Annotated in this window: 16 protein-coding genes; 5 read left to right on the top strand and 11 right to left on the bottom strand. The window is 46.9% G+C overall.

Annotated features, from left to right (window positions below; genetic code table 11):
- Nucleotides 1-185 precede the first annotated feature (185 nt).
- On the top strand, nucleotides 186-1817 hold the full coding sequence (locus NDI33_RS00670) for an NAD(P)/FAD-dependent oxidoreductase (RefSeq protein ID WP_190678177.1): 1632 nt from the start codon (nucleotides 186-188) through the stop codon (nucleotides 1815-1817).
- A gap of 105 nt (nucleotides 1818-1922) precedes the next feature.
- Here NDI33_RS00670 and NDI33_RS00675 read toward each other — a convergent pair whose 3' ends face one another.
- Nucleotides 1923-2168: a hypothetical protein gene (locus NDI33_RS00675; protein ID WP_190429206.1), complete on the bottom strand. Its 246-nt coding sequence runs from the start codon at nucleotides 2166-2168 to the stop codon at nucleotides 1923-1925.
- 15 nt (nucleotides 2169-2183) lie between these two features.
- Nucleotides 2184-2720, bottom strand: coding sequence for an HAD-IIIA family hydrolase (locus NDI33_RS00680; protein ID WP_190678180.1), 537 nt, complete (start codon nucleotides 2718-2720; stop codon nucleotides 2184-2186).
- Nucleotides 2721-3173: 453 nt separating this feature from the next.
- Here NDI33_RS00680 and NDI33_RS00685 point away from each other — a divergent pair, with 453 nt between their 5' ends.
- Entirely contained in the window at nucleotides 3174-3362 is a 189-nt protein-coding gene (locus NDI33_RS00685; RefSeq protein WP_190678183.1) for a hypothetical protein, read from the top strand.
- 104 nt (nucleotides 3363-3466) lie between these two features.
- Here NDI33_RS00685 and NDI33_RS00690 read toward each other — a convergent pair whose 3' ends face one another.
- The 3 genes from NDI33_RS00690 to phaE all read right to left on the bottom strand — a co-directional run bounded on the left by NDI33_RS00690 (nucleotide 3467) and on the right by phaE (nucleotide 6609).
- Nucleotides 3467-4183: a Crp/Fnr family transcriptional regulator gene (locus tag NDI33_RS00690; protein ID WP_190528566.1), complete on the bottom strand. Its 717-nt coding sequence runs from the start codon at nucleotides 4181-4183 to the stop codon at nucleotides 3467-3469.
- Between the two features lie 451 nt (nucleotides 4184-4634).
- Nucleotides 4635-5687, bottom strand: a complete 1053-nt coding sequence (gene phaC / locus NDI33_RS00695) for a class III poly(R)-hydroxyalkanoic acid synthase subunit PhaC (protein ID WP_190528564.1) — start codon at nucleotides 5685-5687, stop codon at nucleotides 4635-4637.
- A 7-nt stretch (nucleotides 5688-5694) separates the two neighbouring features.
- Nucleotides 5695-6609, bottom strand: a complete 915-nt coding sequence (phaE, locus tag NDI33_RS00700; protein WP_190429201.1) for a class III poly(R)-hydroxyalkanoic acid synthase subunit PhaE — start codon at nucleotides 6607-6609, stop codon at nucleotides 5695-5697.
- A 537-nt stretch (nucleotides 6610-7146) separates the two neighbouring features.
- On the opposite strand from phaE, the gene NDI33_RS00705 reads away from it, so the two are divergent.
- Both NDI33_RS00705 and NDI33_RS00710 read left to right on the top strand, forming a co-directional pair.
- Nucleotides 7147-7737 carry a sigma-70 family RNA polymerase sigma factor gene (locus NDI33_RS00705; RefSeq protein ID WP_190429200.1) on the top strand — a complete coding sequence of 197 codons (591 nt, stop codon included), beginning with the start codon at nucleotides 7147-7149 and terminating at the stop codon, nucleotides 7735-7737.
- 7 nt (nucleotides 7738-7744) lie between these two features.
- The gene (locus tag NDI33_RS00710; protein WP_190528560.1) at nucleotides 7745-8515 is read left to right on the top strand and encodes an anti-sigma factor; all 771 of its coding nucleotides are present in this window, start codon (nucleotides 7745-7747) and stop codon (nucleotides 8513-8515) included.
- 198 nt (nucleotides 8516-8713) lie between these two features.
- Here NDI33_RS00710 and NDI33_RS00715 read toward each other — a convergent pair whose 3' ends face one another.
- The 6 genes from NDI33_RS00715 to trpS all read right to left on the bottom strand — a co-directional run bounded on the left by NDI33_RS00715 (nucleotide 8714) and on the right by trpS (nucleotide 15916).
- Nucleotides 8714-9988 (bottom strand): tetratricopeptide repeat protein, encoded by a 1275-nt coding sequence (locus NDI33_RS00715; protein ID WP_190678193.1) that lies wholly within the window; start codon nucleotides 9986-9988, stop codon nucleotides 8714-8716.
- Between the two features lie 110 nt (nucleotides 9989-10098).
- Entirely contained in the window at nucleotides 10099-11355 is a 1257-nt protein-coding gene (locus NDI33_RS00720; protein ID WP_190678196.1) for a tetratricopeptide repeat protein, read from the bottom strand.
- Nucleotides 11355-12701: an ATP-binding protein gene (locus tag NDI33_RS00725; protein ID WP_190678202.1), complete on the bottom strand. Its 1347-nt coding sequence runs from the start codon at nucleotides 12699-12701 to the stop codon at nucleotides 11355-11357. The genes NDI33_RS00720 and NDI33_RS00725 overlap by 1 nt, the downstream gene beginning before the upstream one ends.
- A 137-nt stretch (nucleotides 12702-12838) precedes the next feature.
- Complete coding sequence (locus NDI33_RS00730) at nucleotides 12839-13897, bottom strand: isochorismatase (protein WP_190678204.1); 1059 nt, start codon at nucleotides 13895-13897, stop codon at nucleotides 12839-12841.
- Nucleotides 13851-14858, bottom strand: coding sequence for a methylenetetrahydrofolate reductase (locus NDI33_RS00735; protein WP_190678207.1), 1008 nt, complete (start codon nucleotides 14856-14858; stop codon nucleotides 13851-13853). Before NDI33_RS00735 ends, NDI33_RS00730 begins: the two co-directional genes overlap by 47 nt.
- A 50-nt stretch (nucleotides 14859-14908) precedes the next feature.
- On the bottom strand, nucleotides 14909-15916 hold the full coding sequence (trpS, locus tag NDI33_RS00740; RefSeq protein ID WP_190678209.1) for a tryptophan--tRNA ligase: 1008 nt from the start codon (nucleotides 15914-15916) through the stop codon (nucleotides 14909-14911).
- 640 nt (nucleotides 15917-16556) lie between these two features.
- On the opposite strand from trpS, the gene NDI33_RS00745 reads away from it, so the two are divergent.
- Entirely contained in the window at nucleotides 16557-17321 is a 765-nt protein-coding gene (locus tag NDI33_RS00745) for a DUF429 domain-containing protein (protein WP_190678569.1), read from the top strand.
- Nucleotides 17322-17340: the final 19 nt, after the last annotated feature.

Here is a 17340-nt window from a genome sequence, read left to right on the forward strand (position 1 = left end):
TTGTGGGACTACTTTTTTTGCGCTGGTTTCAGTATCAATGCAAGAGATAGCTTTACGTCCTTGAATCACTCAACTGATGATCGCGCAACGTGTAACTTTAAGAAAGCCCCCGATAACAACGAGGGTTCTGAGTATAAAGTTGCACAGGACGTTAATTAATCTCTGCGTGAGGAGAAAAAGCTATTATGAGTCGTTCCCCACTCTTCGACAACTTAGCACGTGCTATCCGCATTGCTCGCTATTGCCAAGAGCAAAATATCTCCACCAACGAGGGAATTGAGCGAATTGCATCTCTAGAGGCATTGATGGCGGTACGGCGCACGAATCGGCGCGAATTTCTTACTGATATGGGCAAGCTGAGTGCGATCGGCGCGACAATAGGAGTAGGCTCAGGATTGCTTCACCGTACCCTCGCAGCTCCTGTACCAGCAGATGTAAGAGTTGGAATTGTGGGGGCTGGTTTAGCCGGACTTGCTTGCGGGTACGAACTGAAGAAAAACGGGATTAACGCTACCGTATTTGAAGCAAGCAATAGAAGTGGCGGTCGCTGTTATTCTCTGGGAGGCGATTTTGCTGGGAATGTTAATTTTACCGGTCAGGTTGTGGAAAGAGGCGGCGAGTTGATTGACAACTTGCACAAGACAATGCTGGGATACGTGCGGGAGTTTAACCTCAAGACAGAAGATTTATCAAAACAACCAGGAGAAGTTTTTTACTATTTCAACGGTCAGCGCTATTCAGAGTCAGTGGTTGTGGATGAATTCCGCAATTTTGTTGCCGCTATGCGTACCGACTTGCGATCGCTATCTGCACAGCCCACCGCCGACAATTATACTGATGCTGACAAAAAGCTCGACTTGCTCAGTCTGCGAGACTATCTAGATAGCCGTAATGCCGGAAACCTAATCAAAGGTGTTATCAAAGCTGCTTATATTGCCGAGTACGGTTTAGAAATTGACCAGCAAAGCAGCCTCAGTTTTCTCTATTTCATTCACGCCGACAAGCGATCGAAGTTTACACCCTTTGGTGTCTTCAGCGACGAGCGCTATCACGTCATTAACGGCAACCAGCAAATTGTTGAAGGTCTGCGTAGCCGACTGCAAGGACAAATTAACTATAACAAGCAGTTAGTAGGAGTCCGCTTTGATAGTGCAGGCAAAGTAGAATTAACATTTAATGATGCCTCATCTGCCAAATATGATGCAGTTGTCTTTGCGATTCCCTTCTCAACTTTGCGCCAAGTTGATTTAAAAGGTCTTCAACTGCCTGCCGAGAAACTATTTGCGATTAATAATTTGCGCTATGGAACCAATGCTAAGATGATGGTTGGCTTTAATAGTCGCCCTTGGGTTGCTCTTGGCAGTGACGGCTCATCCTATTCAGATTTATCAAATCATCAAAACACTTGGGAAACAAACCCACAAAATGCAACTAATAATAGAGCAGTGCTGACCGACTACTCTGGTGGAAATCGAGGCAAAAACATTAATCCTAATCAAGTTCAGCAGGAAACCGGGTCTTTTCTCAATGACCTCAACCGCGTTTTTCCTGGCACTTTAAAGGCAGCCACACGCAACGGCAATAATTTTTTAGTGCATCTAGAACACTGGCCTTCTAACCCCCTATTCCAGGGCAGTTACACCTGCAATCACCCCGGTTATTTCACAACAATTGCAGGTAATGAAGGTAAACCGTTTAAAAATATTTACTTTGCTGGCGAACACGCTAACTCTTTTTACGAGTGGCAAGGTTTTATGGAAGGTGCTGCTTTATCAGGTATCGATGCTGCCAAGAGAATACTTAAGACTAGAGTTTGATGTTGCACAGGTCCAGTCCCATGCCCATTGAAAGGGTACACCTACTCGTTGGGCAGCTTGTTCATCTTTGGGGCGATCGCTTACATACAGCGAATTTTGCTGCGATCATACCTCCTGCTGTGCTTGAATTTCATCGAGCAACATCTCGTCAGAGTAGGATTTTTCCCATTCACCCTGAAGTTTGAGCCGCACCGACTTCGCGCCACCACTGGGCGTACAAACGACCCAGTAGGTATCCTCCTGCCCTTTAACCTGCGCCGCATCCCGGTTTTCTGCATTGTTGTCAAGCCCAGAATAGGCTTGAATGCACGTCCAGGTAATGCCGTCGCTATCTGTAATCTCTCGTTCCATGAGTATCCTCTCTTGTTACCGTGCTTCTGTCAGGTTGGGAGCGATCGCTTCTTGATGTTGTGCGATCCAGTCCCATGCCCATTGAAAGGGTACACCTAATCGTTGGGCAGCTTGTTCATCTTCCGGGCGATCGCCTACATAAAGCGAATTTTGCGGAGTATGTTTGTGTCTCACCATTGCTAGTTGCAACATACCCGATCGCGGTTTGCGATACTGTCCAGACCACTTGGTTTGGCTGTGGTTATGAACATTGTGATGAGTGACGCGGAAACATTTTTTACCCTCAAAGTCTGGGCAAAAGTAAATTTCTCTCAACTCAGGGAATAACTCAAGCGTGTATTGCTGTTCCTGGATGCACCGTTGCATAGACTTATGACCTGCGGCAACTCCACCTTGGTTGGTGATGCCAACAATAATCCAATCATCTTTGTGGGCGCGAATGGCAATATCAGCACCTTCAATAATGCGTTGATCTTTGGGATGTTGGAAGTATTGGTGTCCGCTGAGTGGTTCGCGGAGCGTGCCATCCATGTCTATTAGTAATAAGCCCATCGTTCCTTGATGAAATTTCCTGTGTTATCAGACATCTTAAGCTGCGATTCATTTTTTATCCTCTAGCTAATGGTATGCACTGAGTAAGAGCGATCGCCATATCAACCTATCTTCCAAACAAGTGAAATATTAAATTAATGTGTTATTCAAAATACAAAGGCGAGGGAAACTGTTTTTTATAAAATGTGATAATTCTCACGTTTGGTTCTCTATAACTTATCTATAAATCATTAGATAAATCATCCTAAAGATAAAGTTAGAAATCGATAATTTGCTATAGCGTTAACTTGAGTTAACGGAAGATGTGCGGCGCGAACTGCAATTCGTACTGGTTGATTCCGCTGAGGATGTATTGACAGCAACCCGATCGCCCGTAAAGCGAACAAAACTGATGTTGATTAGCTAAATCTTTTGAGCAAGGGGACGATTTAGTGAAAGCAATAGCCGGATTGGTTGCGAAGCCTACACCATACCTGTACTCAGGTTGGTGCAGGAGATGTCACCAAGAACTCACGGGCGAACAGTTACTCCACTGGGCAGGAAACTCATCTAACCGCAAGGTGGGATGCGAGCGCTGTACTGGGAGCTGTAGGGTTAGCGGTACTGGCGGTGTCAGTGTCTAACACCAGTAAGCTCATCTAGCCTAGACAGGTTGCGAGATAACGGCTTTCATGAACTTTCATCAATATTGAGCTGCGAGAGCAGCTAGAGAGAGAAGCGATCGCTTCTTCCTCTAACAACAACTCTCAACCGTTCTTAGTGCCTAGCAACCTAGCGTACTCGCCCTGGATGATTTGATAACACTCACACGAAACCGCTTCCAATTCTTCCCGATTTAGGATGGTAACTTTGCCACGAGTGTAGCGAATCAGTTCTGCCTGTTGAAGAGCGTTAGCCACCTCCGTGACACCCGCACGTCGTACACCCAGCATCTGGCTCATAAATTCATGAGTCATGGGCAACTCCTTTGACTCTACACGGTCACAGACGAGCAGCAGCCAACGAGCCAGTCTCCCCTCCAGATAATGGAGGCGATTGCAGGCAGCATTTTGGGAAACGAAGGCGTGCAGCGCCTGCATGTAGCGCAGTAGCAGACTTTGCAGTGAAGCACCCCGCTGAAACTCGGTTTTCAGCACGCTTGCCTTCATCCTCATGGCAGAGTCTGGTACCTGCACCATTGCGATTGTAGTGGCGATGTTATCTCCCAAAGCGGCGGGGAGACCGACCACTCCGTCATTTCCCACTAAAGCAACTTCGACCATCGAGCCATCTGCCATCGTGGTGAGGGAAGAAACGATTGCCCGATCGGGGAAATAGACGTATTTAATTGGTTCACCAACCTCGTAAAGGACTTGCTTAAAAGGGAGCGAGACGTGCTCTAGATTGGGAACAAGGCCTTGGTACTCAGCATCTGGCAGAGCAGCTAGCAGTTGATTGACTGGCTTGGGTGAGGCTTCGGACATCGGGTATTAGGAATGTTCTAGGGTTGAGCCGTTGCAAGAAACAACTGACGGCATCGGGAGAAGTATTTAGACCCTAGTCCGAATGTCTTGAGGTGTTAATTGACCAGGAACTGAAAACCTGGCTCATATATGCTAGCGAATTAAAATTCTGTGCCGCCTATACCGCTTGCGGTATAGGCGGCACAGACCTAAGAGGTGGGGGTGTGGAGGGTTGCGATCGCGCGATCGCCAGCTGCTGTAAAGCGTTAGCAAAGCCTTCCGAAAAGCGCTCCGCAAAGCTTATATATAGCGGTTCTCACTCTTAGTGCAATATACACTCGGAACCTCACCCCCATCCCCTCTCCGTTTACGGAGAGGGGAGAATATTGAACCCTTCTCCGTTCGCGGGGAGAGGCAGAGGTGGGGTTAAACCTTACTGCATCCAATAGAGAATTGCTAGATGCCAACTGTTCTAAACTCGCGCCTTCAGCCAATCAACAATCGTGGGAGGAAGGTCTCGCTGCACCTTACTGCTCACATACATCCCGATATGCCCGACTGGGAAGGAGCGCACGGTATAGTCTTCGCTCCCGATATACTTCTCAAGAGCCAAGGAAGAAGCCGAGGGAACTAGATGATCTTGCTCGGCATAAATGTTCAAAACTGGGATGCAAATCTTCTCCAGATTTACTCGCTTCTTGCCAATCTCGATCTCGCCTTTGATGAGTTTGTTTCCCTGGTAGAAATCCTTCATAAACTGTCGATAAGCTTCCCCAGCTTGGTCAGGACTATCAAAAATCCACTTTTCCATGCGGAGAAAGTTAAGCAACGTGTCCTCATCGATAGTATCCAGAAAGTCAATATACTTCTGAATTCCTAACTGAAATGGCTTTAGCATCAAGAACTCTAAATTCATGAAGTCGCCAGGGATATTACCCAGAGTATCTACCATTAAATCCACATCCAGAGCTTGTGACCCCAGAGTGCTTCCACCCCAAACATTGAGCAGTCCCTCATGGGTGTGAAAATCCACCGGAGTGACCATAGTAATTAGGTTTTTTACCTTCTCCGGGTAAATGGAACTGTAGCAGAGACTGAAAGCGCCTCCCTGACAAATTCCTAACAGGTTGATTTGCTCTAGATTGTAGCGATCGCGTACTACGTCCACACAGTCATTGATATAACCATTGATGTAGTCGTCAAGGGTCAAAAAGCGATCGCCTCGACTCGGATAGCCCCAGTCAATCAGGTAAACATCCAAACCAAGATTGAGCAAGTTAGCAACAAGCGATCGCCCTTCCTGTAAATCGACGATGTAGGGACGGTTAACGAGAGCGTAAACAATCAGGATGGGGATATTCAGTGAAGGCTCCACCTTGGGAGTGAAGCGGTACAGCACCACCTTATCTTCGCGGTAAACCTCTTCCTTGGGTGTCACCCCAATCTGAATGTCCTCCTCGCGCAGGTGACTTAAGTTATGGGCACCCTTAAACAGTTTTTCGGTTAGCTCGGTAAACTCGTGCATTGCATCCTCAAGACACTTCGCGGCGTTGGGATTCTGCTAAAGCTTTTTTCAGGCTTTTAATTTCCTTCCGCAGTTCGTAGATGCTGTGGTGCATCTCATCGACTTCGCTGCGAGTTGGCAAGTCATTCATCTTCAGAAACACTTCCATTAGCTGTTGCTGGTGGAGCCTGTAGGTCATGGCTGCATTCAAGAACTTACCCTGGATCTGAAGGGCATTTTCTGAACGGAACGTCTGTGCGAATGCTTGGTCAAATACCTTACTCCAAACTTGCTGAAACTGCCGCCAGTTCTGAAGCGTTTCGCCTTTTTCCTGGGAAGATGCCAATCGCACCAGCTGCTCAAAGGCTCTCATCCAAACATCGATCAGCACTAACTGATAGTCAAAGCTTGCTTTATAGAAATTTGTCCAGGCATCAAAGCTTTTCAGCAGTTTGTTGTTGAACTCACGGGTATATCCCAGGCTTGGGCTTAAAAGAAAGTTGCCAAAGGTCTGTTGATAGTCCCAGTAGAGGTTGGTGGACGGCGACCTTGCATGATCGCCGCTCATCGCCTGAGTCGCCATCTCTAGTGGTTGCCGCAGTGGTTCTGCCCAAAATTGACCTAAGTTTTGCAGATTCTTTTCGTAGATTTGCCACAAATCAGCGTAATTGTTGAAGACGGGTTGCCAATCCTTGCCCAATTCAACCAAAAAATTTGTGTCCTTACTGGAGCTGGTCAATCTCTCCAGGAAACGCACAAAGACCGCCTGAGTGTCCAAAAGCGGCTGGGCGTCCTTGACCTCTGCGCGAGCATTGACGAGTGTTTCCGGAGTTGTAACAGACCTCATGAGATCGAACCAGCTTTTCCACATTTTCTCCGTCTCAACCCATATATTCACCAGCTTCTCGGATTGCTCTAGCCAGGGAGTATCGTTTCTTTCCATTGCCTTTACTCAACGATTGGTGACATTAATGGGCAATCATCTGAATTCCTTGTACTTTTAGCTCAAGATGGATTCCCCAGATGTATACCAAAAGAGGTTGAAGTAAAACTGCTAGTAAGGCTTTGCCTGGTTTTCTGGCATGATGAACCAACTCAAAAAAGCCCAGAAACCAAGGGGGTATCTGTTGGAAGCTTGGATGCGATCGCATCCAAGAGCGCAGTCAGCACCCCAGCGATTGTCCAGAACCATTCCATTCGATGCTCCTCAAAAACTCAAAGCTTGCTCGGCGACATAATTAAGTAGAAACCTCATTGACAAATTAACAGTATTTTCAAATCTTATGATTTTACTGAGATTTTGGATTCCACTACTCGTAGAATTACGGAGGCGTTCAGCAGTTTTGTTGAAATAAATCCAATTAATCTTTTAGATCGTATTAAAGAAAAAGAGAATTTATCTCCTGTGAGAGATGCAGAGCAATCAAGTCCTGCAATTGACTCTGAAGAGTGATTGGCTTAGACCTACTCTCCAGAACGCATGCATCCTGACTCTCTCGATGGCAAATCAACAAATACAACGCCCCGGATGGATACAGAGCTATTTCAAGCACTTAAAGCTGGTCAATCCTCTGCTCTGGGCACTCTCTACGACCGCTATGGCGCTCTTGTCTATGGGTTAGCATTAAAAATTTTGCAAAATCCCCAAGAAGCAGAAGACCTCACTCAAGAGATTTTTCTGCATCTGTGGCGTACTGATACTTACGATCCCGCTCGTGGTTCTCTTAGCAGCTTTCTAACCGTTATGACGCGATCGCGTGCGATTGACAAACTTCGCTCTCGTGGCACCACCCACAAATTTCTAGAGCGTTGGCGTCAAACAATGACGACTGAAATCAGCTCTGCAAGCCCTTTTGAGCAAGCTTCGTTAGGAGAGCGATCGCAGCAAGTTCGGGACGCCTTGGCGCAACTTTCAGAAAATCAGCGTCAAATCTTAGAAATGTCCTATTACCAGGGTCTCAGTCAATCGGAAATTGCGGCTCAACTAAATATCCCCTTAGGGACGGTCAAAACTCGCGCTCGTCAGGGACTACTGAAATTGAGGCAAACGTTACAAGATTTTCTAAAATAGTTGCACCATGACCGAACCTTTAAATCCCGAAAACTTAGAAGAATTAATGGCAGGTTATGTCCTCGGCGATCTTAGCGCTGAAGAAGCGGAGGAATTGAGGCAAATTCTCGAAAAAAATCCGCAACTGGCTGAAGAAGTGAGTCGGTTGCAGACATCGCTTGAACTCTTGCCCTACGCCCTTCCTGAAGTCACACCTCCCCCACATCTGCGTTCGACGATTCTGGAAGCTGCCAATCCGACAGTTAACCCCGAACCCGCTCCAAAACAGGTTTCTTTTCCTTGGAGCAAACTTTTTGCTAGTTTGGTAGCACTGTTAGCCCTAGCTTTGGCTTTTGACAATTATCGTCTGCGCCAAAATCTAAAGATAGTGCAATCTCGGCTGCGGCAAGAACTTCAAACGGTGCAGGCTCAGAAAGATGCCCTTGAGGTGCTACAACAGCGGAATACCCGCTTATATACGCTCACAGGTACAGAAAAAGCAAATACAGCGTCTGGAAGTATTCTCGTTAATCTGGACGAACAAAAAGCGGTCATCGCCTTTCAAAATCTTCCGGCTGTCCCATCTGGTCAAATTTATCGACTTTGGGCAATTGTTGACGAGAAAAAGATACCTTGTGCAAATTTTGGGGCAAGTCAGGGGGGAACTGTTTTAGAGCAAATTTCCATTCCCGTCGGTGCTTGTGGTGCTACAACCTCAACCTTAGCTGTTACCTTAGAACCCTCTAGCCTACCTCCGCAGCCAGTCGGTCCCGCAGTTATGGTCGAAAGTAGTTTGTAGCAGAGGGGAAGCAACGAGCGCTGGAATATTCGGAGGTATTTTAAAAGTGTTGAGCTTAAAAGTGTTGAGCTTAAAAGTGTTGAGCTTAAAAGTGTTGAGCAAATATTTTTAACCTTTTAACCGCTCTAAAAACCTATGGGGAATACCTTCGAGAAGGGTTTTCAGGTAAAGAAAACATACTTGAGATGCTCGCACTCACTACTTTGGTTTGACGCCCATCAGTACAGTTGCCAACCAGCTCGAAAGTATCGAACCAAGCCAGAAAAAAGCTAGGGAAATTCCGGCAAACTGAACGCCAATTTCTCCCAGAGGCGGCTCGGCTAATGATAGACCAATAGCCGCCAGCCATGCGATCGCTAAAACGATCGTGTAGGTTGCCATGAACTGTCTGGGCCATCCTGCCGGACAATTTAACATCGCGGTTATCGGTAGCAACAAGAGTCCTAGTGAGAGGGCGACGATGAGGATGTTGGTGTTTTTAGTCACCAACCACAAACCAATTGCCATTAAGATGCTTAGAAATACTGCCCCGACTAAATTTGAGTTCTTAACCTCTTGTTCGGAAAGGGTTAATCGCCCGAAGCGGTCAAACCGGAGCAATAAGGTGAATAAGGGGTCAGCAATCCAGGTAAGCAGGACAAACAGACAGTAGGCAATCACTACGAACCACAGCAAGGGGTTAAAGCTCGTTGCAGCGACGCCGCTCACTAGCAGGCGGAAGGCAAAGTACAAGCCGATACTGAAGCCCAACCTAGCTCCGTTACTCAGCCTAGAACTCCACAAGAAGTAGCGCAGCATCAGCCTGTAGAGCGGGTTCTTTGCCTTGAGCGCTTCGACGATTCCCCGTCGCGCCCACTCAAAGGTTGGTTGAAGCCGCAGCGCTTCGCGGAAACACTCTAACGCTTTAGCGGGATATCCTCCCTGCGCCAGGAGTATCCAGCCGCGGTTGGCATAGTTTCCTGCATATTCTGGGTCAAGCGCGATCGCACTCTCAATGACCGCCTGAGCTTCTGGTAAGCGACCGAGTTGCATCAGACACATCGCTCGGTAATTTAGGCACTCCACGTCCTCTGGGTCAACGACAAGCCCTTGGGTTGCCGCTTCAAGTGCTGAGTGCCAAAGCTGTAGATTATATCGGATGCGCGAGAGTAGGGCGAAGTAGCTGGGGTTATCGGGACTCAGCCGCAAAGCCTCTTTGAGTACCGTTTCCGCTTCTAGAAGCTGGTTGTAATCGCACAGAATATAGGCCAAGACGTAGTGAGCGTACCCCCAATCGGGAGCCAAGCGAATCGCTCGCTGAGCCATCTGGGTGGCTTCCGAGTACATTTGGCGATAATTCAAGCACAGGGCGAGCAGAGTATGCGCGATCGCGCTATCTGGCTCCATTGCCAGTTCCTGTCGCAGTTCTTTCTCTGCCATTTCATACCGCGACTGCTCAATCAGCAGCTGTGCCCGCTCCAAATGTATGCCCATCAGAGTTTCAGATATTTCAGGATGTCATCTCAGGATGTCGTCGTACAAACTGCTCTTATTCGCATATAAGGCATCATTACGAGCAGTCAAAAACCATTCTTTTTCAGGCACTACTTTAACTTGGGAGAGCTTCTTCTGCTCAAAAAAAAGGAAAAAAGCGTTCCCAATGCGAGAACGATGAACCAAGTCAACCAGAACCAAACGTCAACACTTACAAAAGGTAGCCCTGGTAATGGAAGAACTAGCCCTGCCAGCCCAACTAACCCCATGATGGTTGTATATCCCACCATGAGGTTGCTGTGCCACCCTGCTGAAGATCGGAATGTTGCCGATACAGGCAGAAGCAACAATCCAAATAAAACGGGAGCAAACAGAGTTTTAGAATTTCCGGTCATTAACCACAAATAAAATGCGCTTAGTATTGCCCAAACTAAAGTCGTGAGCCAATAGGATTGCTTAAACTTCAATTTGAGTAATAGGGTTATCAAGAGGTCTACAAACCAAGGCAAAAAGATTAACCAAAACGAAACAATCAGCGCTAACCAAATCAAAGGATTGGGATTAGTTGCAGCAAGATTCAGCAATATACGGAATCCCAAACACAAGCAGGCAAAGAAGCCCAACAAAGCTTTCCCGCTCAAAAATCTGCCTAGTTGTAAACGGCGGTACGGGAATATTACACACCTGTAAACTGGTCTGTATAGTGGGTTTTTTAACTTGATCGCTTGGATGAGTCCATCCTGTGCAGATTCCAAATTGGGGTTGAGTCGGAGTGCTTGGCGGAAATACTCCCAAGCTTTCGTGGGGCTTCCTTCCCGATTCAGTATCATCCATCCCAAGTTGTTGTAGTTGAGGGCATTCTCCGGGTCAAGCGCGATCGCTTGCTCAGTCGTAGCGATTGCCTCCTCTGTTCGACCCAACTCGAATAGGGCAATCCCTTTGTTATTCAAACAGTCAACATTCTCTGGCTCTATGTTAAGCCCCTGCGTCGCTGCTTCTAGTGCCTCCTGCCATCGCTTTTGTTTAACTCGAATGTTTGATAGTAGGATGAAATGGTTGGCATTTTCAGGATTTAGGCGAATTGCCTCTTTGGTTACGTTCTCAGCTTCCAGAAGCTGATTGCGATCGCAGAGAATCCAACCCAGAACGTAATAACCATTCTCCCAATCTGGTGCCAGCTTAATTGCTTGCTCAGCTTCTTTTATTGCTTCCTCGTACTTCTTGAGAAACCTCAAGCACCAGCCTAGCCACGCATAAGCCTGGGCGCTATCTGGATCGACTGCTAATTCCTGCTGCAATTCCTGCGCCGCCATCTCATAACGCGATTGAGCCATGAGGATTTCGGCACGCTCCAAATGTACGCCCATCAGAGTTTCAGATATTTCAGGATGTCATCGTACAAACCGCTCTCATTCGCATACAAGGCATAATTACGAGCCGTTGAAAACCATTCTTTTGTCGAAGGTTTCACGCTTCCTGCCGCCGAGGCTAAATCTTTGGTAGTCAGTGGCTTCGGGATACCAGCTTTCATTGCTTCTGCTAACTTCCTTTCTACTGCCACATCCACCACTGCCATTAAGTCTGCGCCTGAATAATTCTCAGTTTTCTTGGCTAAGTGGTTGTAGTCAATATCCTCCACTGGCTTACCCCGACACAGCAAGCGCAAAATCGCCGCCCTTGCTTCTGCATCAGGCGGCGGTACAAACAAGATGCGGTCAAAGCGTCCCGGACGACGGAAGGCTGAGTCTAAGTGCCAAGGGGCGTTCGTTGCAGCTAGGATTAATACCCCTTCATTAGAACTCCTCACGCCGTCCAATTCTGACAGGAATTGGTTAATTACCATGCGGCTAGAATTTTGTCGCAAATCCGCACGACTGGCAGCTAAAGCATCAACTTCATCAAAAAATAATACGCAAGGTTGGTTGCGTCTGGCTTGTTCAAAAAGGTCGTGCAAGTTGCGTTCGCTGTTGCCCAACCACATATCTAATACATCGTTAATTCCGACAGAGAGGAAACTAGAATTAATTTCGCCAGCTGTCGCACGAGCCAGGTAAGTTTTACCGCAACCCGGAGGGCCGTACATTAAAATTCCGCCCCCAATTGCCTTCCCGTAAGCTTTGTACAGTTCCGGCTGTTTCAGGGGATAAATAATTTTCATCCGAATTTCGTCTTTGACCGCTTCCATACCGCCAACATCTCGGAATCCGATCGCGGGTTTTTCGACTGGATTATCTTCTTCTGAGTTTGGAAAGTCTCCCACCCCTGCCCGAATTTTCCCGTCTACGACCTCTTGAACGTCCTCCTGTGCCCCAATTCCCAACCTTTCGGCAAAATCAGCATCTTTGACAGCAGGATCGATTTCGACTGCCCTACGATACTGACGGACAGCTTGTTCTACAGCCCCCGTGTTGAGAAGAAGACGCGCATGAAGCAGAAAAGCACCGGCTGGACAATCCAAGCGCTTTATTTGATCTTCCACAATTACCAGCGCTTGGGGATGTTTTCCTTGTTGATAGAAGGCACGAGCTAACCCCAATTTCAACTGCTGATTTTCGGGCGATCGCGCTAAGGCGAGGCGGTATTCTTGCTCGGCTTCCTCTGCCTGACCCTGGCTCAAAAATGTCTCTGCAAGATGTTGTCGCAAGGGTACATTATCCGGAGAAAATCGGAGAGCCTCGCGCAGTGCCTGAATTGCATCGTTGCTGCTAGTCATCGGTAATTGGTAAGGGGTGATTGGCGATTGGTGAACGGTAATTGGTAATAATTTTTAAGGTTTAATTTTCAGATTAAAAAACTCTCTTGTTATTCAAAACTCTCTTGTTACTCAAAACTCTAAAACTCAAAACTCACTTACCCATTCCCAATTTTAGGAAAGTCAGCCCAGGTTTCCAGGGATTGAGTTGATTGAACCAGATGCATTCCCGCTGCTGCAAATCTGGCAAAAGCTTCTTCTGCTCCATCCGTATAATCCACCACTCCAGGAACGACAACAGGTGAGGTGCAATCTTCTAGCAAATACACTTTTTTCGCAAGATTAGCGTCTTTTGCTGTTATTTCTGATAACAAATCATCAATTGTCCAGGCAACGCAGTGACTCTTGGCTTGACCAGCAATAATCACCGCATCAAACGCGAGTAACTGTTGAATCAAGCTGGTATTTTTCTGAGCAATCGGGCGTCCATTTGTACTTTCCAAAACTTCCGCCCGGAGGACAGAATAATTTTCAGTTAAAGGATTGTCGCCTTTAATTTCAAACTGCGTTTGGCTATTCCGGGCAATACAGTGGAAAAAGAGTGCCTCTTCTACCGCTGACACCAAAGCGTGACCAATTCCACCCAGCATGGAATGATAAGGCCACACTGTCAGCGGATACTTCCCGGCTTCACTCAAATGTTTGACATAATGCAAAGCGTGTGAGGAAAGTTCGGTGTAATCGACACCAGCAATCCCGGCAACGGCTGGATTCACCTTCCACACACCTTGGTGAACATCCTCCGGTGTAATCATCGTCACGGCGGCGGTGGGATGTTCTCCGGCGTTGTTAATCCAGAAGACGGGATGGAAAATTTGCATCGCCGTGTGAGTATCCATTGTGGGAGCGATCGCGCTGATGACTCCCAAATTCCGATAAATAAATTCACACAGCCGCCGATTATCTTCTACCGCACCCGTACCCGTTCTCCCACCGACAAATAATTCAAAATCGGGGATGCAAAACGTATTCTGGACATCGATTAACAATAGGCAAATGCGAGTTTTGTCCTCAGCCGCCGCTGAAATCTGGTGTTTTTTCGCCCACTCCCTCGCATCCGCTGCCCGTTGCTGATAAGGCACCCGCCAGACTTCCCCGACCTTTTTGGCATCAAAGTGAGGCGGAATCGGCAACTGCTTTGTTGTTTGTGTGTTCATTATTTTCTCCTGCTGTCGCCACCGGAGTCAGCGGTGGAATTCCGGCTAAATCGAGGATTTGCGAAATCAAATCTTCTCGTTTCACTGCCATCATATGAACCCCTTGGCAGAGTTGACGAGCTAATTTGACTTGTTCGGCGGCAATTAACATCCCTTCTTGCAAGGGATCTGAAGCAGCGGCGAGTCTCTCAATAATGTGGTCGGGAATATTTACTCCCGGCACGCATCGATTGATAAATTGGGCATTCTTAGCAGATTTGAGCAGAAAAATTCCTGCCAAAATTGGCTTTCCACAGCCAGCCGCGATTTGATCCATAAATTTTTCTAGGCGGTCAAAATCGCAAATCAGCTGACTTTGGAAAAACTGCGCCCCTGCTGCTAATTTCCGCTCAAATCGACTTTGCAACCCCGACCAGCTAGCTAATTGCGGATCGATAGCCGCACCCACGAACAAGTCAGTCGCCCCATCACTCAAGGGTTTGTCGTTCCAGTCCAAGCCGAGATTCATTTTTTTGATTAATCCCAGCAACCGCACGGATTCTAGGTCAAATACACTCTTGGCATCGGCATGATCTCCAGCTTTTACAGGATCGCCAGTCAAAGCTAAGATATTGCGAATTCCCAACGCATGGGCACCCATCAAGTCAGCTTGCAATCCGATGCGGTTGCGATCGCGACAAGCAATCTGACAAATCGGCTCGATTCCATGCTGGAGCAATATCACTGAAGCCGCCATCGAACACATCCGCAACACCGCCCGACTGCCATCGGTAATATTGACCGCATGAACCCGACCTTCGAGGGTTTGCGCCATTTTCAGCATCTCGGAAGGATCGCCGCCCTTGGGAGGGGCAACCTCGGCGGTCACTAAAAATTCACCCGATTCCACAGCAGTACGCAAATTGGTCTTGTAGGGGCGGGGTTCCCGCGTTCCTGCTGAATTTTGAATTAAATAACTCATTCTGAAGCATCAATCACTAATCGCTTCCATCCTTGATAACTTATATCTGGTTAAAGGGGAACCGAATAACCGAGGGCAGCTTTCACTTGGGCGAGAGTAACGGACGCGATCGCTTCCGCTTTCTGCCTACCATCGCGCAACACGGACTCCAAATAGCCTTTGTCATCCATCACCGCTTGATACTTTTCCTGAATCGGTTTCAGGGCGTTAATCGTGGTTTCCGTCAGCAAGGGCTTAAATTGTCCCCAGCCCATATCCTGACACTCGGCTGCGACTTCTTCCTTCGTCTTGCTCGAAAGCACCATGTATAGCGTCAGCAAATTTCGGGCTTCGGGTCGTTCCGAATCATTAAAAGTTAGACCGCGCACTGAGTCAGTTTTGCAGCGTTTAATCTTATTTTGGATTTGCTCTGGGGTATCGAGCAGGTTAATTCGGCTCATGTCCGAAGGATCGGATTTCGACATCTTCCGAGTGCCATCCGTCAGACTCATTACTCTAGCACCCTCAGTCCGAATCAGCGGCTCTGGCAGTTTCAGCACCGGCTTTTCCCGGCAAAATTGGTAATTAAACCGATTCGCAATATCGCGGGTTAATTCTAAGTGCTGCTTCTGGTCTTCTCCCACCGGCACTTTATCCGCCTGGTAGAGCAAAATATCTGCCGCCATCAGCACTGGATAGTCTAGCAAGCCAGTATTGACATTTTCCCCCTGCTTAAGTGCCTTTTCCTTGAACTGGATCATATCTTCCAGCCAGTTAAGGGGAGTAATACAGTTAAGCAGCCAAGTCAGTTCGCTGTGAGCCGGGATGTGGGATTGTACGAAAATACTAGAATCTTCCAAATCAATCCCACAAGCCAAATACAAAGCAGCAATTTTATAAGTATTTTCAGCTAACGTACTGGCATCGTGGGGCGCGGTAATCGCGTGCAAATCCACCACACAGAAGAAATTTTCGTACTGACTCTGCCCTTCTACCCAGTTGCGGATTGCTCCCAAGTAGTTACCCAGATGCAGATTACCCGTTGGTTGAACCCCAGAGAGAACGCGTTGCTTAACCATGAATTTCAATTTAGCTATCTAGAAGCGCAGTTTTGATGCCTGCGTTAACAAAACTTATCTATCTAGTTTGACATTTTATGGCATCAGCGCGGCGTTATTTTAACAGCCCAGAAGTAAAGGAGCGATCGCGTCTTTTGCAATTATTCGTTACCTAAACGCTCCATTTTACCCATAATCAGTTTTTTTGCTGGGATGGAAAATAACCAACCCTACTCAGAATGCGATCGCGCTTTTCAGGAGTTTTGTTGGTAAATTTACTGGCAGATTATTTCTCTAAATTTCAGAACTGCATCTAGAGATTCTGGCTGCACAAAATAGACAACCAAAATGATTACATCTTCGGGTAGTATAGACTCGCTAAAATTCATTTTTTGAGAGTTGTTCAAGTATAGCTAAAAAAATATTTTATCCTTATTTTAAAGCAAAATTTTAGTAGATTACATAGGCGGAAAAAAGTGATAGAAAAGCTAGTTTTTTAAAACTCAATTCAATCTAATAAAATTAACACAGTAATCCTATTTTATTTTCAAAGCATTTTTAAATAAATTCCTAAAAACGCCAACCGAGGACATAAAGAAAAACAAAGCAGAGGATTCCATAAATCCCTTAAGATGACCATAGATAATAAAATTTCAGTGTGATGAAATTTTTAGGCATTGATTTGGGATGGCGATCGCAACCCAGTGGATTATGCTGCCTCGCATGGGAAGATGGGCAGTTGCATCTGCTGGATTTAGATAGACTCGAAACAATAGAAGAAATTCTCAACTGGATTGATACTTGGGCACCCGCAGCAGAACCGGCGATGATTGCCGTCGATGCCCCGACACTGATTCCCAACACCACTGGGACACGACTACCTGATAAACTTACCCACAAATATTTTGGTCGCTATCACGCAGGTTGCTACCCAGCGAATCTAGGACTCCCTTTCGCCCAACGCACCGTAGGATTTGGACTCAGCCTCGAATCCCGTGGATTTGCTCACGCACCAACGATCGAACCCCAACAACCGGGACGCTATCAAATCGAAGTATTTCCCCACCCAGCCATCGTAAATTTATTCAGCTTAGAGCGGATTCTTAAATACAAAAAAGGCAAGCTGGCAGAGCGTCAATTAGAACTAATCAAACTCCGCCAGTATATTGTCAATAGCTTACCAACTTTCCACCCTGCCCTAAATGTCTCCTCATCCTCTGTGCCGATTCTCCATCTTTGGGGTTCGATGCTTGCAGAAATCCCCAGTACTCTTGCAACCTTTAAAGCCTTAGAAGATAAGCTAGATAGCCTCATCTGTGCCTATGTGGGCGCTCACTGGTGGTACTGGGGATTAGAAAGAAATCTGGTGCTGGGAGATGACACCACCGGATATATTGTCGTCCCCAAGAATCGTTTTGAGTTTTAAATTTTGAATTAATAACTCA

Origin of the sequence: Trichocoleus sp. DQ-A1 (genome assembly GCF_039961955.1) — a bacterium.
Taxonomy (GTDB): Bacteria; Cyanobacteriota; Cyanobacteriia; order Cyanobacteriales; family FACHB-T130; genus FACHB-T130.

What these genes read in the sequence shown, in the direction of transcription:
- NDI33_RS00705 (WP_190429200.1), top strand. Translation starts at nt 7,147, where the DNA reads ATGCATCCTGACTCTCTCGATGGCAAATCAACAAATACAACGCCCCGG.
- phaC (WP_190528564.1), bottom strand. Translation starts at nt 5,687, where the DNA reads ATGCACGAGTTTACCGAGCTAACCGAAAAACTGTTTAAGGGTGCCCAT.
- NDI33_RS00670 (WP_190678177.1), top strand. Translation starts at nt 186, where the DNA reads ATGAGTCGTTCCCCACTCTTCGACAACTTAGCACGTGCTATCCGCATT.
- NDI33_RS00725 (WP_190678202.1), bottom strand. Translation starts at nt 12,701, where the DNA reads ATGACTAGCAGCAACGATGCAATTCAGGCACTGCGCGAGGCTCTCCGA.
- NDI33_RS00715 (WP_190678193.1), bottom strand. Translation starts at nt 9,988, where the DNA reads ATGGGCATACATTTGGAGCGGGCACAGCTGCTGATTGAGCAGTCGCGG.
- NDI33_RS00735 (WP_190678207.1), bottom strand. Translation starts at nt 14,858, where the DNA reads ATGAGTTATTTAATTCAAAATTCAGCAGGAACGCGGGAACCCCGCCCC.
- trpS (WP_190678209.1), bottom strand. Translation starts at nt 15,916, where the DNA reads ATGGTTAAGCAACGCGTTCTCTCTGGGGTTCAACCAACGGGTAATCTG.
- NDI33_RS00720 (WP_190678196.1), bottom strand. Translation starts at nt 11,355, where the DNA reads ATGGGCGTACATTTGGAGCGTGCCGAAATCCTCATGGCTCAATCGCGT.
- NDI33_RS00690 (WP_190528566.1), bottom strand. Translation starts at nt 4,183, where the DNA reads ATGTCCGAAGCCTCACCCAAGCCAGTCAATCAACTGCTAGCTGCTCTG.
- NDI33_RS00675 (WP_190429206.1), bottom strand. Translation starts at nt 2,168, where the DNA reads ATGGAACGAGAGATTACAGATAGCGACGGCATTACCTGGACGTGCATT.
- phaE (WP_190429201.1), bottom strand. Translation starts at nt 6,609, where the DNA reads ATGGAAAGAAACGATACTCCCTGGCTAGAGCAATCCGAGAAGCTGGTG.
- NDI33_RS00745 (WP_190678569.1), top strand. Translation starts at nt 16,557, where the DNA reads ATGAAATTTTTAGGCATTGATTTGGGATGGCGATCGCAACCCAGTGGA.
- NDI33_RS00730 (WP_190678204.1), bottom strand. Translation starts at nt 13,897, where the DNA reads ATGAACACACAAACAACAAAGCAGTTGCCGATTCCGCCTCACTTTGAT.
- NDI33_RS00680 (WP_190678180.1), bottom strand. Translation starts at nt 2,720, where the DNA reads ATGGGCTTATTACTAATAGACATGGATGGCACGCTCCGCGAACCACTC.
- NDI33_RS00710 (WP_190528560.1), top strand. Translation starts at nt 7,745, where the DNA reads ATGACCGAACCTTTAAATCCCGAAAACTTAGAAGAATTAATGGCAGGT.